The following is a 22,655-nucleotide window of genomic DNA, read 5'->3' as shown; positions in this document are numbered from 1 at the left end:
CTAAATTTCCATTTTGCTGGAGAATATCACGTGTCTGAGACCTTTTTGTCCCACATTTCCAATACGTTGAAAGAAATCGAAGCCGAAGGGCTGTACAAACGCGAGCGTCTGATCACTTCTCCGCAAGGCGGTTTGATCACGGTCGGCGGGCGGGAAGTCGTCAACTTGTGCGCCAACAATTACCTCGGCCTGGCTGATCACCCCGCCCTGATAGAAGCCGCCAGAAACGCTCTGGAGCCGAAAGGCTACGGAATGGCCTCCGTGAGGTTCATCTGCGGGACACAAGACATTCACAGGGAGCTCGAGCAGCGTATCGCAAAGTTTCTTGGCAAGGACGACTCTATCCTGTTCGCTGCCTGTTTTGACGCAAATGGTGGGCTTTTCGAACCGCTCCTTGGTCCCGAGGACGCGATTATATCGGATGCGCTTAATCATGCCTCGATCATTGACGGCATCCGACTTTGCAAGGCCAAACGCTTTCGCTACGCCAATTCCGACATGGCGGATCTGGAGGCCAAGCTGAAAGAGGCGCGTGAGGCAGGAAGCCGCCATGTCATGATCGCGACCGACGGCGTGTTCTCCATGGATGGCTATCTCGCCAAACTGCCGGAGATCACGGCACTGGCGAAGAAATACGATGCGATCGTCATGGTGGACGATTGCCATGCGACCGGTTTCATGGGGCCGAAGGGCGAGGGCACTCCGGCCCATTTCGGTGTTGATGTCGACATCCTGACCGGTACACTGGGCAAGGCACTGGGCGGTGGCATCGGCGGCTATATTGCAGGGCCGCAACCAGTCATCGACCTGCTGCGCCAACGGGCACGGCCCTATCTCTTCTCCAATTCGCTGCCGCCGGCCGTGGTCATGAGCGGCCTTGAAGCGATCCGGCTGGTTGAGGAAGGCGATGGGTTGCGCCGAAACCTTTTTGAAAACACGAAGTACTGGCGCAGCGGTCTGGAGAGTCTGGGCTTCACGCTTTTGCCCGGAGAGCATCCGATTGTTCCCGTGATGCTCGGTGACGCCAAGCTGGCCCAGGCGATGGCCGCTCAATTGTTCGAGGAAGGTGTCTATGTATCCGGCTTCTTCTTTCCGGTCGTCCCAAGAGGGCAGGCGCGTATCAGAACGCAGATGAATGCTGCGCTGACAAGAAGCGATCTGGATCGCGCGCTGGAGGCATTCGAGAAAGCCGGCAAGGCGACGGGAGTTTTGTGATGGTCAGCAATCAGATGAAGGCGCTGTGCAAATCCGAGCCAAGAGAGGGGCTCTGGATGACACGTGCGCCTGTCCCTGAAATCGGTCCGGACGACGTTCTGGTAAAGATCAACAAGACCGGTATTTGCGGCACGGACATTCACATCTGGAACTGGGACGAATGGGCTGCGAAAACGGTGCCGATTCCCCTGATCACCGGACATGAATTCGCAGGCGAGATCGTTGAGCTCGGCAAGAATGTTACCGAGTTTGAAATCGGACAACGATGCTCGGGCGAGGGGCACTTGATCGGCAAACAGTCTCGCCAGTCCCGTGCGGGCAAATTTCATCTGGATCCGGAAACGCGCGGCATCGGTGTCAATGAGCAGGGCGCTTTTGCCGAATATCTACGCCTGCCGGCATTCAATGTCGTGCCTCTTCCCGATGAAATCGACGACGAAATCGGCGCAATTCTTGATCCTTTGGGCAATGCGGTTCACACCGCGCTCAGCTTCGATCTCGTCGGAGAAGATGTCCTCATTACCGGCGCCGGTCCAATTGGAATCATGGCGGCTGCTGTTGCCCGTCATGTTGGCGCGCGCAACGTGGTCATCACCGATATCAACCAGGCGCGTCTGGATCTTGCGACGAAGGTCGTCGATGTCGTTCCGGTCAATGTCGCGAAGGAAGACCTGAAAGGTATCGAGCAAAAGCTGGGTATGCAGGAAGGATTTGATGTCGGGCTGGAAATGTCCGGAAATCAGATCGCACTCGATCAGATGGTTGAAAATCTTGTGATGGGCGGACGGATCGCACTTCTTGGGATACCGCCCGGCAAATCGCCGGTGGACTGGTCACGCATCGTATTCAAGGCGATCACCATCAAGGGCGTCTATGGCCGGGAAATCTTTGAAACCTGGTACAAGATGATTGCCATGCTTCAAAATGGCCTGGACGTGCGCAACGTCATCACTCATCGCTTTGCGGTGGATGAGTTCGAGGACGGATTTGCCGCGATGAAGTCCGGCGAAGCGGGCAAGGTGGTTCTCAGCTGGACGTGACCGGCACGTTCTGATCGAGACCCATTGATATGGTTGAAACGGCGGCCCTGCTGGCAACGTGCCGTAAGGAGACGCGTAGGCTGTCGTGCACTGCGCGCGGCGGCCGACGAACGGACCGTTGCAGACAAGGTGTCCAGGATGGATGAGATCAGATCGCTCTGTGGCAGCTGAACGAACTGATCCGTACCATTTCAACCAAATGAATGGGTCTCGAACTCTTCACAATCGCGCCGGAACGGTGCGCTTCTGAGGAGTTGTGCCGGGTCTGAGAATGGCGGGTGTTACGCAAAACCGGATTTCTGTGGCAGGCCCAGTTTCTTCAGGATCATGACGACAGGGCACAGTCCGGTAATCGAAGCCTGGACGAGTTGGGCTCCCAAAAGTCCGGTAAGCCAAAGCCAATTGAGATTGACGTAGACCGCAAGCAGTACCGAGACGACGATCACTGCACCGACAACAAGAAGCATGGCTCGTTCGACAGTCATGTCTGCACCTTTATTAGTTATTTTCGAAACAATGAAACTATGACTCATCCGCTCGAAAAATCCAGTCCACTTGCCGGTGAAAGTGACCGTCGGACCTGCGGCATTTTCGCCAGATGAAAAGGTGGCTGTTGCGGGAGGGAGGGACGTCTATTGCAGGAGATTGGCGTCATTTGCGCCAGATTGTCGTGATTTGCCAGCGTGATTGAGCAGCTGGCTACCTATTCTCCAACCCATATGAGTGGATTGGAGACAAGAAACATGAATTCCCGTTTTCACAAGACAGCTCTGGTTACGGGTGCTTCTTCCGGAATGGGCAAGGATACCGCCTTCAGGCTGATAAACGAGGGATACACGGTCTTTGCTGCCGCCCGGCGCATGGACAAAATGCGTGACCTGGAGCAAGCGGGCGCCACACTGATCGCGATGGATATTTCCCGCGAGGAGGATATCAGATCCGCTGTTGACAGGATCATGAACGAGAGCAGCGGTATTGGTGTTCTGGTCAACAATGCCGGGTTCGGCATGTTCGGCGCCATCGAAGACACCAGTATTGACGACGCGCGCTACCAGTTCGAGGTGAACCTGTTTGGCTTGGCGCACCTGACACAACTGCTCCTGCCGGCGATGAGGTCTCATCAATTCGGCAAGATCATCAATTTCAGCTCAATTGGCGGCAAAATCTATTCGCCGATGGGAGCCTGGTATCATGCCACCAAACATGCCCTTGAAGGCTGGTCGGATTGCCTGCGGATCGAGGTTGAGCAATTCGGCATTGATGTTGTCATCATCGAGCCGGGTCTGATCCAGACCGAGTTTGGCGACGTTATGAGCGGCCCAATGCTTGAACGCTCCGGCTCAGGGCCATACGCAACCATCGCAAGAGCAAGTGCGGATGCAGTTGTTGGTGCTTATGAAGACGGTGTCGGGTCTCACCCGCAAGTGATTTCCGACCTGGTAATCAAGGCTCTCAAATCGGCGAAACCAAGGACCCGCTACCATGGTGGCAAGATGGCCTCTATGTTGTTGTTCTGTCGCCGCTGGCTGTCAGACCGCGCTTTCGACGGTCTGATCATGAGTCAGGTCAGGCGGATGGTGAAGGGGGTATAGATGAGGCAGCCTGCGGCCAAATTCACGATCGACATTGCCTGGACCGGCTTGATGGAAACCATCGGCGTAAATGCCGAAGACCTGCTGCGCCATGCCGAATTGCCACTGGGGTTGTTTTCCCAGACTTCGCCGGAACTCGATACCGACTCATATTTCCGCCTGTGGCACAGCCTGGAAGTTCTCATTGGCGACCCGCTGTTCCCTTTGACACTGGGGAAGGCATTGACACCGGACGCATTCAGTCCGCCGCTCTTTGCGGCCTATTGCAGCCCGAATCTCAGGATCGCGCTCGAGCGTCTGAGCGCCTACAAGCCGATTATCTGTCCGATGACCATGGATCTGGATCAGCTGGACGAAGGAATGGCACTTACCCTCAAGATGCCGAAGCATTGGGAATTGCCGACGACTTTTGTGCTGATGGAGATGGTTTTCATCGTCAACCTTGCGCGTACGGCAACCAGACAGACCATCAATCCCGTGAAGGTGATTTCAAAAAGTCCTCCCAAGGAGATTACCGCCTATCGCAACTTCTTCGGTATTCCGGTTGCCACAGGCAACGAGAACAGGATCATCTTCAGCAAGGCGGACTCGGACATTCCGTTCCTTTCGGTCAACAACGCGATGTTCCAGGTCTTCGAGCCTGTGTTGAAAAAGAGACTGGCGGAACTGGAGAGAGATTCGACATTGAGCGATCGCGTCCGGACCTGTCTGGCGGAAATGATGGCGAGCGGTCTGACGGGAATAGGTGATGTTGCCGACAGGCTGGCCATGAGCCCGCGCACTCTGCAGCGTAAACTTGCGCAGGAAAACACAAGCTTCCAGACAATCCTCAATCAGGTCCGCGCGGACATCGCCAAAATCTATTTGCGGAAGACGCATTATTCGAATGCCGAAATCGCGTTTCTGCTCGGCTACGACGATCCGAACTCCTTCATTCGAGCTTTCCATTCCTGGACCGGTGCAACGCCGGAGGCAAGTCGACAGGCCATGTTGGCGTCATAAGAGGATTTTGCCGGCGCTGATTTCGACGGAGATCGAAATTCAACGGGAGATCGAGGGCCTGTGTCTGCTCAGTGAAGGATCATCTGGCGGAAGTAATTGCGGTTCGCCGGGCATCTGAGCGCCTCGAAGAACTGTTCCACAACCGGTTCTGAAACCTTTATCGGCGAAGGGCCATAAGTGTCGTACTTGTCAGACAGTCTTTTGTTGACTGCATTCGAAAAATTCACGAAATCGATATGTTCCGAAGGAAAGCCCTTGCATGCCTTCTTGACGATATCCTGAATTGAACCGTCATTGGCTATTGTGATTGCGGTGATGGAATTGCCTTTCGTTTTGGCAAGTTTCCGATAGGCGCTGGACAGGTCCTCTGTGAAGCCGGCGTAGGACGTGCGGCAGATATAGGTCCCGAACGCGTGCAGGAATTCTATTTCCCAGTTTCGGTCTGTCCTTTTGATCTGTGCGTCAAACACCTTTCGCAAAATGTCGAAACTCAGAAACCGAAGGATCGACATCGCGAAGAAGTCCTTGTTCGCACCGACAAACGGCTGCTTCTTGTGGATCCGGCCACACGCTTCGTAATTCGTGCGGTAGATGTCGAACAGGTCCGGTGATTCAGACAGAAAGTCGAACACGGCGGAGATGTCCGCCTTGCACAGTTTGCCGTTTCGAAGATCCGCAGCACTGAGCAGGCTCTTGCGGGCAAGCTCAAGCGCCTGCTGCCCAGCGCCAACGCAGATATGCGGTCCACTGAGCTTGGGCCAGGAAACAGCCTTGTTCTTGTCGGTGGGACGCATAGCCAGCCTCGTTGCTCGAGCTTCCAGAATGCGCCGGATTGGTTAGAATTTTTTTAACTGCGGCGGGGTGTTTGAGTCGATTTTTCAAGCCGCCTGTCAGGATTCACAATACCGCGCCCATTCCCAAAATCACCTGCATGAGCAGTCGTTGCTGCACTGTTTGGCAGGAGAACGCCTTAACCAAAAGAACGTCTCCTATCTCTCGATGGGTTGAAAATGCTCAAAGTGAGTATTAGCTTCTTCTTCAGCCGAGGAGTTCGGCTGTCATTCCAACAATTCGGGGGAGCCTCGAATGTCTCGTTACGACTACGGCGTCTTTATCGGTCGTTTTCAACCGCTTCACATCGGACATGAAACCGTTGTGCGCGCGGCTTTGGAAGAAGTCGATACATTGATCGTTCTGATCGGATCAGCCGCGAAAGCGCGCGATCCGCGAAATCCCTTCACCTATTCCGAGCGAGCCGACATGTTCGGCAAGGTCTTCAAGCACGAGCTTGCGACCGGTCGTTTGATACTGAAACCTGTTCCGGATCATCCGTATTCCGACACGGCCTGGTGCGCAGAAGTGCAACGCGCGGTAAATGAAATCGTTCTTGAACATTTCAACAAGGGTGGGGTGGTCCTGCACGGCTTGAACGATATCAGGATTGCACTTGCCGGATATGGCAAGGACCATACGAGCTATTATCTGAAGCTTTTCCCGGAATGGGGAAATGTACAGTTGACCAGTCAATACGGCACATTCTCGTCAGCCGATGTGCGGAAACAACTGTTTCAGCGCATTCCGGTGATTTCGAGCTCTGTCTTGTCCGGAGCGGTCGCCGATTGGCTGAACGCCTTCACTCTGACAGAAACCTTCCGCGGGCTCCTGGACGAGGCCGAGTATCTTGAAGCCTACCCGAAGGAATGGGGGCAGGGACCGTTTGTGACCGTTGATGCGGTCGTCATCCAGTCCGGCCACATACTCCTGGTCGAACGAGGCCGGACCCCCGGAAAGGGTTTGCTGGCTTTGCCCGGAGGGTTTCTGGATCCGCGGGAAAGCATCCGCGATGCGGCGATCCGCGAGCTGAAGGAAGAAACAGCCATCAGTGACCATCGGGGTGAGATTCCGCCCGCCATGCTCGGGTCGTTCATCGACAGCGCAAAGACCCGTGTATTCGACAATCCGGGCCGGTCATTGCGTGGCCGCGTCATCACCCATGCCTTTCTGTTCAGATTGCCGGAGCGGCGCGAACTGTTTTCGGTTACGGGTGGAGACGATGCAAGAACCGCCAACTGGTACCGGCTGGGTGATTTGCAGCCTGAACAGTTATTCGAAGATCACTGGTCTATCATCGATGTAATGGCGGACCTTTGACGTCTGCCCGCGAGGGAGCCTTGCGGGAACACAATCCAGTCACGTGAGGAGTTCACAATGACAAATCCGCTTTTGGCGACCGACAGCTACAAGCAGTCGCATTTCAAACAATATCCTCCCGAAGCCAGAAAGGTGTCCGCCTATGTAGAGGCCCGGAAAAACTCCTTTTCCGATGACGTACTGTTTTTCGGTCTTCAGGCGTATCTGAAGAAGGTTCTTTTGAAACCGATCACCGTTGGAGATATCGAACAGGCGGAAAAGATCAGCCTTGCCCATGGTGTTCCGTTCAACAGGAAAGGATGGTTCCAGATCCTTGAAGATCATGGCGGATTGTTTCCGCTGGAGATCAAGGCTTTGCCAGAGGGAACTCTGGCACCGAGTGGTGTCGCCCTGGTTCAGGTGAAAAACACGGATGAACGCATGCCCTGGCTGACAACCTGGGTGGAAACGGCGTTGCTTCGCGCTGTCTGGTATCCGTCAACGGTTGCAACCCTGTCCTTCAAGTGCAAGCAGGTGATCTATCGGGGACTGCTTGAGACTTCCGATGATCCTGACACGCAGGTGCCGTTCAAACTGCATGATTTCGGCGCAAGGGGTGTGTCTTCTGCGGAAAGTGCGGCACTTGGCGGATTGGCGCATTTGGTCAATTTCGCGGGAACGGACACGATGGAGGCGCTGGAAGCCGCGATGGACTTCTATTCCGCTGACATGGCCGGGTTCTCGATCCCAGCAGCTGAACATTCCACGATGACAAGTTGGGGATCGGACCGGGAACAGGAAGCCTTCTCAAACATGCTTACGCAGTTCGCAAATGTTGGAAAACTCGTGGCCGTCGTCTCCGACAGTTATGACCTCGACAACGCGGTCGAAAACCTCTGGGGCAAACAACTGAAGGAACAGGTCTTGCAGTCAGGCGCAACCGTTGTCGTCCGGCCTGATTCCGGTGATCCGGTCGCAACACCTCTGCGGGTTCTTTCCACACTTTGGGATCATTACGGTGGCAGCCGAAACAGCAAGGGCGCAAAGGTGCTCAATCCGGCTATCCGGATCATTCAGGGAGACGGCATGACACTGGCAGCAATCGGTCAGCTGGTCGAACAAATGATCGAACGTGAGTGGTCTCTCGACAACATCGCCTTCGGCATGGGGGCGGGACTGCTGCAAAAAGTCAATCGGGATACAATGGGATTTGCCATGAAGGCAAACGCCATGAAAACCTCGGAAGGCGTCTGGCAGGATATTTACAAGAAACCTGCCACCGATCCCGCCAAAACCTCGAAGGCAGGCCAGCAGGCTGTCATTCTGGACAACGGGCGCCTTGCCGCGAAGCGACTGGATGAAATCGATCCTCGCCAGGATCAGCTTCAAGTGGTGTACCGAAACGGCGAACTGCTTGCTGACTGGAGCCTCGAAGAGGTGCGCGCGCGCGCTGCAAAGCATCTTCAGGAAACGCTGCACCGTTAGGACGCGGGGTGGGGACGGTCTGCTTTCAGACCGTCCTCAACCAGTCTGTTTCAAAGGTGACGTCCGAACATCCAGAAAAGCGGGCCATGCGGTCGAGTTCCGCCTGCAATTTCGCCAGACGCCCTTTTGACGGTTTGACGCCTTTTTCCGGCCAGAAGGCGCGGACATGCAGACGGCTTTCGTTTCTGAGCGACTTCATGTCGATCCGGCCGATCAATCTGTCTCCCTCCATCACGGGAAAAACGTAGTAGCCGTACCGCCGTTTGGGTTCGGGGACAAATATCTCGATCCTGTAGAAAAAACCGAACAGCCTTTCGGCACGTTTGCGGTCACGTAGAGCCGGGTCAAACGGAGACAGGACTCGAACCCTGGAAGGTGGGCGTGGTTGCGTATCCAGCGCGCTGAGCGTTTCGGGATAGAGAAAAGCCTTGCGGAAATCTCCACCGACGCACTCGATTTCGACCTCAATGATTTCACCGGCAGCGCGTGTTCTTTGACACCAGTCCTTTGCTTCCTGCGGCGTTATCAGGTCCCAGAAAGCTGCAATTTCCCCCGAAGTCGCAAAACCCAATCGGTCAAGCGCGGAACGAGCGGCCCAATCAATGGTCTCGTCGTCGTCATGGGATTGGTGCCGATGGGCCTCGGGAATGACCCGCTCGGTCAGGTCGTAGACTTTTTGAAAGCCTTCACGCCGGCAAACAGAAAGTTTTCCCGTTCGCCAAAGAAACTCCAGCGCAGTCTTTGATGGATGCCAGTCCCACCAGCCGCCGTTGGAGCGCTTTTCGTCTTCTCCGACGGTTGCGGAGGTTGCCGGGCCGTGATCGCTGATCTGCTTGAGGACGTCCTCAAACTTTTGCTCAAATCCGTTTCGGCGCCAATCCCGCCAACGACCGATGAGCCGATCCCGGTCCCGTTTGAAGCGAAGTTGCCAGTGCGGGAAAAACTCAGTCGGAATGACCGAGGCATCATGCGTCCAATGCTCGAACAGGAGGCGGTCCCGCTCCAGGTGATGCTTGAGGTGTTTTTCCTTATAGGCGGGGCGTCTGGCTGCCAGAATCATATGATGTGCGCGGGCAACCGTGTTGATACTGTCCACCTGGACAAAACCAAGCTGGTCGATCACAGCCGACAGATCTTCACCTTTGCCGCTTCCCTTAGGAGCTGCGCAAAGTCCGTGTTTTTGCAGAAAAAGGTGTCGCGCCTGAGCGTTCGACACCCTGGGCAGAGCAGATTTCGTCATGACCGGGACGTTACCATCTTCGCCGCGCACGTAAAATGAGAATTGGAGCGCAACTGCCACATCCTGCAAGGCAGGGTTTTGTCGGGCAGATGTGTGAGTGGCGTTTGCAATGCTTCGCGCCAAGGAAAATCTTTTACGGCACTTGAAAAAAGGCGTATTCAGGCCGCTCGTCCATAGCGATCTCAACCAGGTCGCATTTTCACGCCGGGAGTGGCAAGCCAGGGGCAGGGCAACGATTTGACGGACATGTTGGCAGTCGGGCCCGGCCTGATAATGATCTCAATTCTCGTGTTTCTGGTTGCCGGGTTTGTTAAAGGCCTTGTCGGGCTTGGTCTGCCGACAATCGGACTGGGACTGATGACGGTCTTTGTTGGCGTAGAAAAGGCAATGGTTCTGATTCTTTGGCCCGCCTTTCTGACGAATCTCTGGCAGGCTCTTTCGGGTGGGTACCTGAAGGCACTTCTTGAGCGCCTCTGGCCATTCCTGACCGCCGCCGTCCTGATGCTTGCCCTTGGCACGTTCATCCTGACCCAGTTGCCGGAGGGAGCCGCAGACCTGCTTCTCGGGTTCTTGATGGTGGCCTACGCAACGCCGATGCTGATTGGCGTGTCACTCTCCATTCCGGAGCAGATGGTGACGCCCATTGGAATTGTCGTCGGGCTGATCAACGGTGTCATGTCAGGACTGACAGGGTCATATAGTGTGCCCGGCGTCATGTACCTTCAGGCGCTCGGCCTGCCCAGAGATCAGCTCATTCAGGCCATGGGTCTGCTGTTCTTGTTGTCGACGATTGCGCTGGGCGCGTCTCTTGGCGGATTTGGCCTGATGGGCGGACGTGAGGCTCTCGCGTCGCTGCTTCTTCTGGTTCCGGCACTGTCCGGCGTCTGGTTCGGTCAGTCGATCCGCAAGAATGTTTCGGAAGCAGTCTTTCGCCGCTTGATCCTGGCGGCCATCCTGGCTCTGGGTCTGTATCTCATTCCCCTGGGAATTTGGCGATTGGTCCAATAAAAACGCCGCGATAACTCGCGGCGTTTCAGGATCATTTCTGATGTTTTGAAGTTATTTGGCCACCAGCCGCATTGGGGTTGCAGTACCAACGCCCGAAGTCGGTTTGGTGTTAGCCCATTGGTACGACTGACGTTCCTCCGTCGGCGTGCACAGGAAGCGCTCTCGATAGCACTTGGTGAAGTGCGACGTGGAGGCAAACCCGCATGCAAGCGCTACATCCAGCACCGGCCGGCTGGTGCGGCGCAGAAGGTCGCGCGCGGTTTCAAGACGCAGACGCAGATAGTATTGGCCCGGTGTGCAATTGAAGTGACGGCGGAACAACCGCTCGAGCTGCCGGGGGGACAGGTTGACCGTCATGGCCAGCTGCTGGCAGCTGAGCGGGTCTTCGATGTGAAGATCCATGATTCTGATTGCATCGAGGATCTTGGCGTTGGAAATGCCAGTACGTGCCTCAATGTCATGCCGCTGTGCGGATTCGCCGGAGCGCATGTTCTGGTATAGCGCCACTTCAGCGACTTCATGGGCCAGATAGGCACCATGCTGGATGGCAATGAGCCTCAGCATCATGTCGAGCGATGCCATTCCACCCGCGCAGGTGATGCAGTTCCGGTCGATGGCAAAGATGTCCGACGTGACTTCAACGTCCGGGAACTCCTCGCGCAGCGAACGCAGGTTTTCCCAATGGATAGTGCAGCGGCGGCCATCAAGCAGATTGTATCGTGCCAGCAGATAAGCGCCGGTACAGATGGCGCCGAAGGTGCGGCCCATCGCATTCAGACGGCGTAGCTTGTTTCCGAGGTCCGGATCCAGCGGCAGACGTTCGACGTCGATGCCAGTACAAAGAAGTGTTACATCCGCGTCTATCAGTTCACGAATAGACTTATTCACCAGAACTTCGCAGCCGTTGCTGGCAACAACTGAATTTCCGTCAAGGGAGTAAGTTGTCCAAACGTAATACTCTCGGCCAAGAAGCCGATTTGCTAACCTCAGCGGCTCAATGACGCTGGTAAATGCGTTCATGGAAAACCGATCCATCAATACAAATGCTATGGATTGGCCTGTTTCTTCGTGCGCGCGTCCGGACATTTACTTTGCCTCGTTGGAAGGTTTTATTACGCGTTTTTCTAATTTGGCAGTAATTGTTGCAAACAGTATTTATCTGTCAAATAAAAAAAATTAGATCGAAGATAATTCTTGAAAATGTCACAATTGAAAACGGGCTGAAGTTCAACCCTCCATCGCTGCGTCGGGAGCCAGGTCAAGTGGAAGTTGCTGCTTTTATTGCGGTGCACAAATAGTTCTCACAAATTCCGGGGAAAAGAAACAGCCTATGGAATTGGGTGGTGCGGCTTGCTTTGGCGTAACCGGAGAAGTGCAATGTGGCAGGCGCTTGACGGGTGAACGAGAGATCACAAGGACTATCGAGAATTTTAGGTCAAATTCGTGCGGCCCGTTACCCCGGCATTCCCTGAACCAGCATTAGATACATAACGAGTTGCCGGTCGAGGCAGGCGGCATTCGACCTATCGGCAATAGACGCCGAAGTCCCTTTGGGTACAGATTGCCGCTGTCGCCCTTTAAACTTGACCATTTTTAGAATGATTTTTTTGCGAAATCACGGTTTCGTGGTTCTGAGTTGCTTCAAGTCAAGGCGGAAGTGGTGATACATGAGGCACAACTCAAACTGTGCGATGACCTACGGACTTCGATTCAAATGAACGTACTTGCCAAACCTGCCGATCTGGAAGCCGCTGCGCCGGCCAACGTTTTCGTTGAAGAAGTGAAAACCGTCCAGCATTACACGGACCGCCTGTTCCGCTTCCGCATGACGCGCCCGACCAGCTTTCGGTTCCGCTCCGGTGAATTTGTCATGATCGGCCTGATGGTCGACGGCAAGCCGATTTACAGAGCCTATTCAATTGCGAGCCCTGCCTGGGACGAAGAACTTGAATTCTTCTCCATCAAGGTTCCGGACGGACCGCTGACGTCACACCTGCAGAAGATCCAGCCAGGTGACGCGGTTCTGATGAAGAAAAAGCCGACTGGCACGCTGGTGAACGATGCGCTCGTTCCTGGCAAGCGCGTCTATATGTTCTCCACTGGTACGGGAATTGCACCTTTTGCCAGCCTGATCCGGGATCCGGACACTTACGAGAAGTTCGATCAGGTCATTCTGACTCACACCTGCCGTGAAGTCGCCGAGCTGAAATACGGCGAGGACCTGGTACAGGAAACGATCAACGATCCGCTTATCGGCGAATTCGCGAAGGACAAACTGGTTCACTACACTTCCGTGACCCGCGAAGACTTCCCGCGCCAGGGGCGGATCACCGATCTCATCAAATCAGGCAAGCTGTTTGAAGACCTCGGCGTCCCGCCACTGGATCCGGCAGTCGACCGCGGCATGATCTGCGGTTCCATGGACATGATCCGTGACACCAAGGCCCTTCTCGAAGAAGCCGGCCTGAACGAAGGCGCCAACAACAAGCCGGCCGAGTTTGTCGTCGAACGGGCGTTTGTTGGCTGAGTCGAATGCTGCGAAAATAGAATCAATCAGAGGCCGGATTTTCCGGCCTTTTTTGATTCCGAGCTCATCCGAGGTTTTGAGTCTGACACGGTGAAAGAGAACCGGTAGATGCTCAAACGCGACCTTATCTGTGGAAGTCCTGACCGGCAGCGGACAGATCAATATCAAGTGCTGTTTGATTGAAATACTGTTTGAGCTGACATGGTCGGAAAATTCCGATATCCGCGCTATGGAGCGCGTTTCTGCTTGGGTTGCTTGAGATGAAAGTTATTGCCGAACTTGGCATCAACCATCGTGGATCATCAGAAACAGCTGAAGAGCTGATCGGTATTGCCGGCGAAGCTGGTGCTTGGGGAGTAAAGTTTCAATATCGCGCCAAGGAAGGGTTTTATCAGGCGACCGATGAAATTGGTGATGAGATCCTCAGCAGCGAAATCGATGACAACTATCTGTCTCCGGAAAAAATGTTGCAGCTCGCCGCGCTGATCAAGCGCAACGGCATGGCCGCAGGCGTGAGCTTTTTCAAGTTTCAGGATGCTGCAGACTTTGGCGAACGAATTCACGAATTCGACTTTTTCAAGATTCCATCCGCCGAACTGTTGAATGAAGATCTGATTGCCTCGGTGGCGAAGCTGGGAAAGCCGTTGATCCTTAGTACCGGCGGGCATGCGGAAGAGGATATTTTCACGGCGATCGAGGCAACAAGGCACGTCGCAGATATCACCTATCTGCATTGCATCTCGAATTATCCTGTTCTGCTTGGCAATCAACAGATGAAGTTCATCCAGACCTTGCAGGAAATGTCAGGATCTCCCGTTGGTTACTCAAGCCACGATCAGGACTGGGAAGTCTGCCTGGTCGCAGCCGCAAACGGAGCGACAGTCATCGAACGTCACCTGACGATGGATAAGTCAGGCAGGGGAATAGACGACAGTTCAAGTTCGGATCCGGAAGAATTCGTTCGCCTGTGCCGACTGCTGAATGCCTGCAATGACATTCAGGGCAATGGCCAGCGCGAAATGAACCAGGGTGAACGCGTCAATATGCAAAACCTCGGTTCATGTCTCTATGCCACGCGAGATATCGAGGCAGGTGAAGCGCTTTCCGTTGAAAATACTGCGGTCAAGGCCCCGAGAAAAGGCCTCACCTGGGGGGATGTCAGGCGTCGCGGATTCACCACGGTAAGGCGGCCTGTCTCAAGGGGGAGCGCGTTGACCGAGTTGCATTTTTCCGAAAACAAGCTTCCGTTGGCCGAAAACCTTGTTGCGTTTTGCGACGAGAAACAGATTTCGATTCCCATCCGATTGCATGACGCGAATATCCTTCAGGCTCGTTTCCCCATCCTCAACAACGAACTGCATCTGTCCTACCAGGAAGTAAGAGCATTCCGATCATCAATGGATGAAGGGCTTGAAAAACTGGATCTTGGTCGACGTTACTCCATTCATATTCCCGATTACATTGATAGCAAGACACTGATCGATCCACTGTCGGACGATGACCACACAGCTGATGGCAGTCGACAGATCGTTCAGACTTGTGTGGACCTTGCCTTGCGGTTGTCGGAGCGCACAGGGGCTGGCGTTCCCATAGTGGGTAGTTTTTCCAGATTGCGGCCGGAGGGCAAGAGACAAACCTACCTCCAGCTTCAAGAATATCTCGATCGGTGGGGACGGCAGGCGGGAGCTCCAATCTACCCGCAGTGGTTACCTCGAATTGCCTGGTACTTCGGCGGTGCCGATGTCCTGGACATGTTTTGCGGGGCCGACGACATCGAAATCGTAAACGAGATCGGAATGGAACTTTGCCTGGATCTTTCGCATCTGATCCTGTCTGCGAATTACGCCAAGGCTCGCTGGCTTGATTGGTATGAGCAGCTTCTGCCGCTCTCAAGGCATCTGCATATTGCCGATGCAACGGGAATAGACGGCGAAGGTATTGAATTCGGCCTTGGCGACTTGGGAGATCCGGCAGCATTTTTGGACCTGCCGGGGCGCAAGGTACTGGAAGTTTGGCAGGGCCATCTCTCTGAGGGAGATGGATTTGACCACGCCATCCGCCAACTAGGAGAAAATCATGGCTAAGGTGTTGATCACCGGTATTTCCGGGCAGGATGGCGCGTTTCTGGCGCGTGCACTGCTAAGGCGGGGCGACGAAGTCTGGGGAGCGATGCGGCGGGGAAGTACTTCCAAAACGGGAAGGCTGAAGGAACTTGGCATCCGGGATGAAGTAAAATTCTGCACCCTGGAAGTAACAGAATTTGCGAATGTCCAGAACGTTTTGAACGAGATACGACCGGATTTGATCTTCAATTTGGCGGCCCAGAGTTTCGTCGCAGACAGTTTTCAGTTTCCGCACTACACTTCCGATGTGAACTACATGGGGGTCCTGAACATTCTGGAAGCAATGCGACTGCTCAAGCTGGACGCAAAGTTGTACCAGGCCTCCACATCCGAAATGTACGGAGATGTGCTGGAGAAACCGCAAACGGAAAAGACGCCATTTAATCCGCTGAGTCCCTATGCGGTGTCAAAACTTGCCGCACATTCACTTGTCGTGAATTATCGTCAGGCCTACGGCATGTTCGCAACCTCAGGCATCCTGTTCAATCACGAATCCGAGTTACGCGGCTATGAGTTCGTGACGAGAAAAATTACGAGTTGGCTTGCCCGCATAAAACTGCTGAACGCTGAAGCCATGCCGCTTGGAAATATGAGCAGTGTTCGCGACTGGGGGTATGCGCCCGAATACACCGACATGATGGTCAAGATGCTGGACCATGACGAGCCGGACGATTTCGTGATTTCAACCAATACTGAATTTTCGGTCCGCGACTTTCTTTTTATGGCAGCGCAGGAAGTTGGCTTCGACCTGAAGTCTGAAGGAGAGGGGATCGAGGAAAAATGCTATGACCGCAAGACGGGGAAACTCATAGCATTTGTTGATCCACGTTATTTCCGCGCTTCCGATGTGGTCTATCTTCGTGGTGACAACACTCGGGCGCAGGAAAAGCTCGGCTGGAAGCCTGAAGTACTAGCTCCCGAGATTGCACGTCGTATGGCGATCTACGACCTGAAAAAGGCTGCGGTGAACACGACGGGACTATAAATTTGAACCAGCAGGAAAACATGAGCGAACGCGCCGTGGCCATTATCCCGGCTCGCGGCGGTTCGAAGGGCATTCCGGGAAAAAACATCAAACCGTTTCTTGGGGTGCCGCTGGTCGCTCACTCTATCAGGGCTGCCCTTGCGGCATCAACTGTTTCGGAAGTGCTGGTTTCCAGTGACGATGACACAATCCTCGAAGCAGCAGAAAAATATGGCGCGGCTGGAATTAGACGCCCGAAGGACATCTCGGGAGACAACGCATCTTCGGAAACCGCCTTGCTTCACGCGATAAAGTCTCATGAAGCCTGCAAAACGGCTCAGACGATCGTGTTTCTTCAGTGCACTTCACCTATGACGACGGCGGATGAAATCGACAAGGTTGTGCTGGAGCGGAGACGGTTGTCAGCAGACACAGCATTTTCCGTAGTTGAGGTTCATGCATTTCTTTGGGAAATTCAGCCCGATGGTACCGGAGTTGGGGTCAACCACGACGCCTCCAGGCCACGCCAACGACGGCAAGACCGTCCACGTCAATATCAGGAGACAGGGGCGGTATATGCACTCGATAAACAGGGTTTTGTCAGCTCGGGACAGCGTTTCTTTGGAAAAAGCGTTCCCGTAGTTTTGCCAAGTGCCACAACCGTCGATCTGGATACGCCAGGTGACTGGCTCACATTGGAAGCATTTGCCGCCGCGGTCGGACGCGAAGCGGAATAATCCCACAGTCTCTGAAGAAAATGTTCAGTCTCAGCGAGGCCCGTTGCAATGACCAGTATTTTCAAAACCCTGTCTGCGATTGGTGTCGCCAGTGAAAATAGCAGGGAGGTGTTCGCCACCGGTACCCGTGACAGAGATGATGTAACGGTGTTCAGGGACCAACTGTCCGGCGTCATTTACATTGATGGCTTCTATGGTGGTGACGAGATATACGAAGACGGCAATTACCGTACTGTCAATCTTGCTGCGTCCGGAGCAAGAGACTACGAAATAGTTCGCGATGCGACACGCAGGTCGTCTGCGTATCGTCCGTTCGTATGTGGTCGGCAGGTCCTGGACTTTGGTTGTGGCGATGGAGCCTTTCTGCGAAAGGTTCAGGATGAGACGCTGTCTTGCTGCGGTGTCGAACTTCAGAAAGATTACGTCAGAGCTCTAAACGAAGAAGGAATAACCTGCCGCTCGGCACTGTCAGAATTTGCAGATGGCAGCTTTGATACCATAGTCAGTTTTCATGTTCTGGAGCATTTGCCTGAACCATTGCAGGCTCTGGGCGAGATGCGACGCGTTCTGAAAGCTGGCGGAACGGTTGTCATTGAAGTGCCTCATGCAAACGATTTTTTGCTTGGTGAATTGAAAAGCGAAGCCTTCAAGAGTTTTACCTTGTGGAGCCAGCATCTCGTGCTGCATACGCGCGAAAGCCTGAAGCGCTTGCTGGATATTGCGGGATTTGAGAACGTCGTTATTGAAGGTGTTCAACGCTATCCCATGTCCAATCATTTGACCTGGCTTGCGTCTGGGAAACCTGGAGGGCATAAATCAGCTCTGGCAGCTATTGATACAACCGATCTAAGTGAGGCTTATGAAGCGGCGCTCAATCGTATCGATGCGACGGACACGCTCGTTGCGATTGCGCGGAACCCTGCCTGACAGTTTCGTTCCGTCATAGACATGTGCGCGAGTGACCCAGATCAAAGACCAAGACGTTCGTTTCTTTTGTCAGGGGTCCAGTTTTCCATTTGGCGGTCAAGTTCAGCAATGATTTCCGGCACAAAATCCGAGCACGGCCTGTCGACGTAGGGGTGCATGTAGGTCATGGACGGATACCATGGCGGATTTTTCTGGCCCAGCAGCAGAGCGGCCTCCTGTTGTCCAAAACGGATGCACGGAACGTTCAGGATGCCGGCCATGTCGGCTACGCTGGTGTTTGCAGAAACAATAAAATCGCAGCATGCAGTCAGCGCCGCGGCTCCGAGAAGGTCATCGAACAGATCCACATCTTCAAAGTGATTGAATTTTTCTGGGAACCTTGCTCTGAAAAAGTTTAGTTCCTTTTCGACCGCAGCGTATTGAAGATTGACGAAAATGGCATCGCGAGACTCCAGAACGGGCGCAATTCCGGGCGCTGAAAGGTAAAAGCGCGCCCTGTTGACCGCGAGGTTTCTTGACCGCCAGGAGAAACCGATCACCGGCTTGTCTACGTGCCCTTCAAGGCGTTTCAGGTAGTCGCGGGCACGGTCCTTTTCAAAAGTGTACACGGGACAAGGTGCGCGCTCGAATGAAGCAAGATCGGTGCGGAAGAATTCCACCAAATCACTGATATTGGTATGGAGGTCAAAGTCTGACGCAGTCGCATTCAGTTCCTTGTCAATCATGGCTGGACGGCATATTGCGTCCGGAAAGGAGTGTTGAAAGAACTTTGCTCCCTTGTCAGACAGTTCGACAATGACCTTACCCGCCTTTGTCATCAGTTCCGGCATCATGGTTCCAGCTTTAAGGGCGTCACCAAGCCCCTGGTCGGCCCAAACTAGGAGTGTTTTGTCCGAAATGTCTTCACCTCTCCATTCCGGGAGGTCAAACTTGCGATTGGTGACCTGAGTAGCGGAATCTCCAAAACGTGCTTTGTGCAAACTCCAGCCATTTTTGAGGTCGCCATTGGCGAGATAGGCAAGGGAAAGGTTCCATTCGACAGTCTTGTGGCCGTCCGGTGCCAGTTTCCTTGCATTCTGAAGCGCATCCAAGGATTCTGTCTGGCTGCCATGCATGAGCAGACTCACGCCCAGCGTAATGGCCTTATGGTAATTGCCGGAATCTGCGTCCAGAGCTTTTCGCGCATATTCAACGCTTTTGGAGGTTTCATTCATGCTGAAAAGCAGTCTTGCCGCTTCGTGCATCACATCACTATTGCCTGGGAACCGTTCCAGCGCATCCGTAAGTTCATATTGGGAAGGCTCAAACTCCTTCAGCTTCAGGCGGCAGCGGGCGCGTTGAATGTAATTGTTGACGTTACCTGGATTTAGCATGATCGCTTTTGTGTAGAAATTGACCGCGTGTTCCGCCCGACCAGCTTCCATCAGCAGAATGCCAAAATTCTGGTAAGCGTCCGGATAATCCGGAAATTCTACGATGAGATCTTGGAATATCTGTTCTGCTTCCTTGTATTCACTAAGCGTTGTCAACGCGATACCCTTCATGTTGCGGGCTTCTCGCTCTTTCGGGTTTAGTGATAATGCCTTGTTACAGACAGCAAGCATGCTCTCCGGATCGGTGCCGATATCCATCATGGCTCGGGCAAGATTGGCATAAAACGGGGCTTGGCTTGGATTTGAGGCAATTGCCCTTTGAATATAGTCGACAGCTCGCTTGGGAAATCCCTGCTGCCGGTAGGTGACACCGAGCAAATGCAATGCATCGGCATTTTTCGGGACTTTCTTTAGAACCTGTTTGTAGCAACGCTGTGCCTTTTCGATCTCTCCCGATTGTTGGTAGGCGAGACCCTTTAAGAGTTTCTCGCGGACCGGATTTTGAACGGTTTGCGTTGCCATCTGTGTCTCAATCTTCAAGGAATCACGTCGAAAACAATAGCAGGACGGTGCTCAGTTCACAGTTGATGCAGAAGCATTCGGCAAATCGCTTGGGGATTGCGGAATTTTCTTTGTGAATTTGATGGAACAATGGCAACTGGCGAGTAGCGGCATCCGGTGTTGGGTCCAACTGCGATTGAATACATGTTTGCCCAAAGGATTTTTGCAAGCGTGGGCCGGCTGGAGCCAGGCGAATTGTCCCTATCCGTGCTGGTTGCTAGGTTTTGTCAGGAATTGCGTTGGATCGGGAGGAAGTGAATGCGACACGGCAGTGGAAAAGCTGCAGATGGCTCGGCCTCGGTGTGGCTGCGCTTGGGAAAGTCTGTGTTCAGGCTTGTCGCCTGCTTGGTTTTGTTTGTGGCAAATTCCTCCGTTGCGCAGACCACAGGTGAACTCGATCTCGACGGAAAGGTTTTGGCAATTGAAGAGCGGTCCATCAAGTGTGATGGCAAACCCGATGATTTTCCTGACTACATGAGTACTGAGCGTCTGGTGAATTGTGACTCGGGCAAGATCGTCACTTTTGACGGCAAACCGGATCTCGGACGGCTACTCCAGTTTACGATCAAACCTAGCGACAGGAAGCTTTTTGGAGGAACGCGCGCCGAGCTGGCCGATACTCGCATTGCAAAGAACGGGGAGGAGGCCTGGTACCGGATCTCAACTCTGATCCCGAACGACTTCCCGATAGAAACGCCGCATCGGCTTGTTCTGGCCCAGTGGCACGAGTTGGACCAACCGGGAAAACCATTTCACCGCCCTCCGCTGTCCCATCGTCTTTGGGGTAAGGAATTCGCCGTGGAGTTGTTCAACGGGCAGATTGTCGAAAAGCTGGGCAACGAGCACAACGGCGAGATCTTGTACACGGCGCCTCAGCTGGATCCGGGGCTGTTACATGAGTTCGTCTACAAGATCGCTTGGGCGCCGGACGAAAGCGGTGAGATCCAGGCCTGGCGGCGGACATGCGATGCGCTGAAGCCCGTCGACTGCACGGCCAGTTGGACGCCTTTCATTCAGTACAAAGGGTCGACCGGTTACAAGAACGACGCGATCAAAGGTTACTACTTCAAGTTCGGGCTCTACACGACCACGAAATTCGAAACGTCATTTACGGCCTATCACGCCGGTTATCGCAGCGGGAAGTCGGCTGCCGATCTCGGATTGCAAGACCCGATGTTCAAATGACACCGGGGCAGGGGCGAACGAAGATGAGGGCGCTTCTTCCGTATCCGGTTAAACCCGACCCAGTGTGTCTTTGCACAATGAGAAGTGGCAATAAAGCGAGAATTTGCGTACAGTTTACGCGGGGGAAATGCTGGCCACTTGCCGGGCATTGTCTCGCCTGGGGTGGCTCATGTTGTAGCACCCTCAGGGAGGTTGTTTATGCCAAGATATATCGTTACCGGAAATTATACTGCTTCAGCCATGCAGGCGATGGTTGCCAATCCCAGCGACCGCGAAACGGCCGTTCGCGCCATTGTCGAAGCTGTCGGCGGCAGGCTGGAGAGCTTTCATCTGACGACGGGTGATTCCGATTTTTCAGTCCATGTAACGGCGGAAAACACCACGGACCTCATTGCAGGCTTAATGGCAACTGCTGCAAGCGGCGCAGTTTGTAACCTTAAGACTGTCCAGGCCTTCACCTCCGAAGAATTTGTCGCGATGCAAAGGAAAGCGGGTGAAGTCGCGAGTTCCTTCAAGGCTCCCTAAGATCGTCACCAGGGGTGTCGAGGCGGACTTCGAGCCGCCTTGACGCATTATGCGTTTGCGACTTTCAAACCTGGGAGTTCAGATTTGAGCATTCCGCCAAGGATCAGCTTAGCTCAAAAGAATCAAGATATTGAATTAAGAGAAAAATGGTGGGCGATACTGGGATTGAACCAGTGACCTTTCCGGTGTGAACGGAACGCTCTCCCGCTGAGCTAATCGCCCGAAAAATCGGATTGCGGCTATCTAGAAGATCGCATTAAGGTTGACAAGGGGGATGGAGATTTATCCCCTTGTCTGGTCCTAATCATGCAATGGCTTTGTTGAGGTCATTGATTGCGACCGCCAGCTCGTCGAAATGCGAGATGATCTTGTCCGGACCAAGTTCGCTCACGGGAACAGGCGTATAGCCGAAATCCACGGCGATAACCGGAATGCCGGCGTTGCGGGCCGCGTCGATATCCGTACCGCTGTCACCGATCATGATGGAGCCTGCAACGGTTCCACCCGCACGCTGAATGGCGCCATGGATAGGCTCGGCATGTGGTTTGGAAACGGCAAACGTGTCTCCGCCGACAATTGAATCGAAGTGTCGTGTCAGGTTCAGCTCTTCCAGCAGCGGCAACGTAAGACGTTCTGCCTTGTTGGTGCAGACCGCGAGTTTCCAGCCTTCTTTCCTGAACATTTCCAGGGCGGTGATAACACCTTCAAAGGGCTTGGTGTGCACAGCGATATTGGCCGCATAATATTCCAGAAAATGCTCAAATAGCGGAGCTACCGTTTCCTCGGTCCACTCAATGCCATTGAAATCCAGGGCACGCTGGATGAGTACCTTCGCGCCCATGCCGACCATATGGGCGATGTCCCCTTCAGGGATCGCCGAATACCCAGCCTCAGTCATCACCACGTTGAGTGTGGCGACCAGATCTTCCATTGAAGACACCAGCGTGCCATCCAGATCAAAAACGAGAACCGACATTAAACCCTCAGCCATTGGCATATTCAGGAAAGGTGAACCCGGCCT

The 22,655-nt window shown here is 54.0% G+C and carries 20 protein-coding genes and 1 tRNA gene; 14 read left to right on the top strand and 7 right to left on the bottom strand.

The genetic code is table 11. The annotated features are described in order from the left end of the window. Positions 1-30 precede the first annotated feature (30 nt). Positions 31-1,215, top strand: coding sequence for a glycine C-acetyltransferase (locus tag ABLQ08_RS01710; protein ID WP_352938738.1), 1,185 nt, complete (start codon positions 31-33; stop codon positions 1,213-1,215). Then, positions 1,215-2,255, top strand: coding sequence for an L-threonine 3-dehydrogenase (tdh, locus tag ABLQ08_RS01705; protein ID WP_352938735.1), 1,041 nt, complete (start codon positions 1,215-1,217; stop codon positions 2,253-2,255). The genes ABLQ08_RS01710 and tdh overlap by 1 nt, the downstream gene beginning before the upstream one ends. Before the next feature lie 281 nt (positions 2,256-2,536). Here tdh and ABLQ08_RS01700 read toward each other — a convergent pair whose 3' ends face one another. Continuing rightward, positions 2,537-2,740: a YgaP-like transmembrane domain gene (locus ABLQ08_RS01700; RefSeq protein WP_352938732.1), complete on the bottom strand. Its 204-nt coding sequence runs from the start codon at positions 2,738-2,740 to the stop codon at positions 2,537-2,539. 258 nt (positions 2,741-2,998) lie between these two features. Here ABLQ08_RS01700 and ABLQ08_RS01695 point away from each other — a divergent pair, with 258 nt between their 5' ends. Further along, on the top strand, positions 2,999-3,847 hold the full coding sequence (locus ABLQ08_RS01695) for an oxidoreductase (protein WP_352938729.1): 849 nt from the start codon (positions 2,999-3,001) through the stop codon (positions 3,845-3,847). Then, positions 3,848-4,849 (top strand): AraC family transcriptional regulator, encoded by a 1,002-nt coding sequence (locus ABLQ08_RS01690; RefSeq protein WP_352938726.1) that lies wholly within the window; start codon positions 3,848-3,850, stop codon positions 4,847-4,849. It begins immediately after the preceding gene. A 68-nt stretch (positions 4,850-4,917) separates the two neighbouring features. On the opposite strand, the gene ABLQ08_RS01685 is transcribed toward ABLQ08_RS01690, so the two are convergent. Further along, complete coding sequence (locus ABLQ08_RS01685; RefSeq protein WP_352938723.1) at positions 4,918-5,643, bottom strand: hypothetical protein; 726 nt, start codon at positions 5,641-5,643, stop codon at positions 4,918-4,920. Between the two features lie 292 nt (positions 5,644-5,935). On the opposite strand from ABLQ08_RS01685, the gene ABLQ08_RS01680 reads away from it, so the two are divergent. Next, on the top strand, positions 5,936-7,000 hold the full coding sequence (locus tag ABLQ08_RS01680) for a bifunctional nicotinamide-nucleotide adenylyltransferase/Nudix hydroxylase (RefSeq protein ID WP_352938721.1): 1,065 nt from the start codon (positions 5,936-5,938) through the stop codon (positions 6,998-7,000). Between the two features lie 57 nt (positions 7,001-7,057). Further along, positions 7,058-8,464 (top strand): nicotinate phosphoribosyltransferase, encoded by a 1,407-nt coding sequence (locus ABLQ08_RS01675; protein ID WP_352938719.1) that lies wholly within the window; start codon positions 7,058-7,060, stop codon positions 8,462-8,464. 25 nt (positions 8,465-8,489) lie between these two features. Here ABLQ08_RS01675 and ABLQ08_RS01670 read toward each other — a convergent pair whose 3' ends face one another. Next, positions 8,490-9,704, bottom strand: coding sequence for a winged helix-turn-helix domain-containing protein (locus ABLQ08_RS01670; protein WP_352938717.1), 1,215 nt, complete (start codon positions 9,702-9,704; stop codon positions 8,490-8,492). Between the two features lie 246 nt (positions 9,705-9,950). Here ABLQ08_RS01670 and ABLQ08_RS01665 point away from each other — a divergent pair, with 246 nt between their 5' ends. Continuing rightward, positions 9,951-10,712: a sulfite exporter TauE/SafE family protein gene (locus ABLQ08_RS01665; RefSeq protein WP_352940496.1), complete on the top strand. Its 762-nt coding sequence runs from the start codon at positions 9,951-9,953 to the stop codon at positions 10,710-10,712. 51 nt (positions 10,713-10,763) lie between these two features. Here ABLQ08_RS01665 and ABLQ08_RS01660 read toward each other — a convergent pair whose 3' ends face one another. Next, a complete protein-coding gene (locus tag ABLQ08_RS01660; protein WP_352938715.1) occupies positions 10,764-11,798 on the bottom strand; it encodes a GlxA family transcriptional regulator in 1,035 nt (344 codons plus the stop codon). Between the two features lie 628 nt (positions 11,799-12,426). Here ABLQ08_RS01660 and ABLQ08_RS01655 point away from each other — a divergent pair. The 5 genes from ABLQ08_RS01655 (at position 12,427) to ABLQ08_RS01635 (ending at position 17,990) form a co-directional block, all read left to right on the top strand. Next, positions 12,427-13,239, top strand: coding sequence for a ferredoxin--NADP reductase (locus ABLQ08_RS01655; RefSeq protein ID WP_352938714.1), 813 nt, complete (start codon positions 12,427-12,429; stop codon positions 13,237-13,239). Positions 13,240-13,499: 260 nt separating this feature from the next. Next, a complete protein-coding gene (locus ABLQ08_RS01650) occupies positions 13,500-15,323 on the top strand; it encodes an N-acetylneuraminate synthase family protein (protein WP_352938711.1) in 1,824 nt (607 codons plus the stop codon). Next, complete coding sequence (locus ABLQ08_RS01645) at positions 15,316-16,347, top strand: GDP-mannose 4,6-dehydratase (RefSeq protein ID WP_352938708.1); 1,032 nt, start codon at positions 15,316-15,318, stop codon at positions 16,345-16,347. The genes ABLQ08_RS01650 and ABLQ08_RS01645 overlap by 8 nt, the downstream gene beginning before the upstream one ends. 20 nt (positions 16,348-16,367) lie before the next feature. Next, positions 16,368-17,063 (top strand): acylneuraminate cytidylyltransferase family protein, encoded by a 696-nt coding sequence (locus ABLQ08_RS01640; RefSeq protein ID WP_352938705.1) that lies wholly within the window; start codon positions 16,368-16,370, stop codon positions 17,061-17,063. Positions 17,064-17,111: 48 nt separating this feature from the next. After that, the gene (locus tag ABLQ08_RS01635; protein ID WP_352938703.1) at positions 17,112-17,990 is read left to right on the top strand and encodes a class I SAM-dependent methyltransferase; all 879 of its coding nucleotides are present in this window, start codon (positions 17,112-17,114) and stop codon (positions 17,988-17,990) included. Between the two features lie 41 nt (positions 17,991-18,031). Here the strand turns inward: ABLQ08_RS01635 and ABLQ08_RS01630 are convergent, their stop codons facing one another. Further along, on the bottom strand, positions 18,032-19,885 hold the full coding sequence (locus tag ABLQ08_RS01630) for a tetratricopeptide repeat protein (RefSeq protein WP_352938702.1): 1,854 nt from the start codon (positions 19,883-19,885) through the stop codon (positions 18,032-18,034). Positions 19,886-20,182: 297 nt separating this feature from the next. On the opposite strand from ABLQ08_RS01630, the gene ABLQ08_RS01625 reads away from it, so the two are divergent. Continuing rightward, positions 20,183-21,109: a heparin lyase I family protein gene (locus ABLQ08_RS01625; RefSeq protein ID WP_352938699.1), complete on the top strand. Its 927-nt coding sequence runs from the start codon at positions 20,183-20,185 to the stop codon at positions 21,107-21,109. Positions 21,110-21,307: 198 nt separating this feature from the next. Further along, entirely contained in the window at positions 21,308-21,634 is a 327-nt protein-coding gene (locus ABLQ08_RS01620; RefSeq protein WP_352938697.1) for a GYD domain-containing protein, read from the top strand. A 147-nt stretch (positions 21,635-21,781) separates the two neighbouring features. Here ABLQ08_RS01620 and ABLQ08_RS01615 read toward each other — a convergent pair. Together ABLQ08_RS01615 and gph are read right to left on the bottom strand one after the other, a co-directional pair. Next, positions 21,782-21,856, bottom strand: a tRNA-Val gene (locus ABLQ08_RS01615). 82 nt (positions 21,857-21,938) lie between these two features. Beyond that, positions 21,939-22,625 carry a phosphoglycolate phosphatase gene (gene gph / locus ABLQ08_RS01610; protein ID WP_352938695.1) on the bottom strand — a complete coding sequence of 229 codons (687 nt, stop codon included), beginning with the start codon at positions 22,623-22,625 and terminating at the stop codon, positions 21,939-21,941. Positions 22,626-22,655 lie beyond the last annotated feature (30 nt).

This window comes from Roseibium sp. SCP14, assembly GCF_040329475.1.
In the GTDB taxonomy this organism is placed as follows: Bacteria; Pseudomonadota; Alphaproteobacteria; order Rhizobiales; family Stappiaceae; genus Roseibium.
This window is presented reverse-complemented; position numbering and strand designations above follow the sequence as displayed.

Coding starts and splice junctions, on each gene's coding strand:
- tdh (WP_352938735.1), top strand. CDS start 1,215: ATGGTCAGCAATCAGATGAAGGCGCTGTGCAAATCCGAGCCAAGAGAG.
- ABLQ08_RS01700 (WP_352938732.1), bottom strand. CDS start 2,740: ATGACTGTCGAACGAGCCATGCTTCTTGTTGTCGGTGCAGTGATCGTC.
- ABLQ08_RS01695 (WP_352938729.1), top strand. CDS start 2,999: ATGAATTCCCGTTTTCACAAGACAGCTCTGGTTACGGGTGCTTCTTCC.
- ABLQ08_RS01690 (WP_352938726.1), top strand. CDS start 3,848: ATGAGGCAGCCTGCGGCCAAATTCACGATCGACATTGCCTGGACCGGC.
- ABLQ08_RS01685 (WP_352938723.1), bottom strand. CDS start 5,643: ATGCGTCCCACCGACAAGAACAAGGCTGTTTCCTGGCCCAAGCTCAGT.
- ABLQ08_RS01680 (WP_352938721.1), top strand. CDS start 5,936: ATGTCTCGTTACGACTACGGCGTCTTTATCGGTCGTTTTCAACCGCTT.
- ABLQ08_RS01675 (WP_352938719.1), top strand. CDS start 7,058: ATGACAAATCCGCTTTTGGCGACCGACAGCTACAAGCAGTCGCATTTC.
- ABLQ08_RS01670 (WP_352938717.1), bottom strand. CDS start 9,704: ATGACGAAATCTGCTCTGCCCAGGGTGTCGAACGCTCAGGCGCGACAC.
- ABLQ08_RS01665 (WP_352940496.1), top strand. CDS start 9,951: ATGTTGGCAGTCGGGCCCGGCCTGATAATGATCTCAATTCTCGTGTTT.
- ABLQ08_RS01660 (WP_352938715.1), bottom strand. CDS start 11,798: ATGTCCGGACGCGCGCACGAAGAAACAGGCCAATCCATAGCATTTGTA.
- ABLQ08_RS01655 (WP_352938714.1), top strand. CDS start 12,427: ATGAACGTACTTGCCAAACCTGCCGATCTGGAAGCCGCTGCGCCGGCC.
- ABLQ08_RS01650 (WP_352938711.1), top strand. CDS start 13,500: ATGAAAGTTATTGCCGAACTTGGCATCAACCATCGTGGATCATCAGAA.
- ABLQ08_RS01645 (WP_352938708.1), top strand. CDS start 15,316: ATGGCTAAGGTGTTGATCACCGGTATTTCCGGGCAGGATGGCGCGTTT.
- ABLQ08_RS01640 (WP_352938705.1), top strand. CDS start 16,368: ATGAGCGAACGCGCCGTGGCCATTATCCCGGCTCGCGGCGGTTCGAAG.
- ABLQ08_RS01635 (WP_352938703.1), top strand. CDS start 17,112: ATGACCAGTATTTTCAAAACCCTGTCTGCGATTGGTGTCGCCAGTGAA.
- ABLQ08_RS01630 (WP_352938702.1), bottom strand. CDS start 19,885: ATGGCAACGCAAACCGTTCAAAATCCGGTCCGCGAGAAACTCTTAAAG.
- ABLQ08_RS01625 (WP_352938699.1), top strand. CDS start 20,183: ATGCGACACGGCAGTGGAAAAGCTGCAGATGGCTCGGCCTCGGTGTGG.
- ABLQ08_RS01620 (WP_352938697.1), top strand. CDS start 21,308: ATGCCAAGATATATCGTTACCGGAAATTATACTGCTTCAGCCATGCAG.
- gph (WP_352938695.1), bottom strand. CDS start 22,625: ATGGCTGAGGGTTTAATGTCGGTTCTCGTTTTTGATCTGGATGGCACG.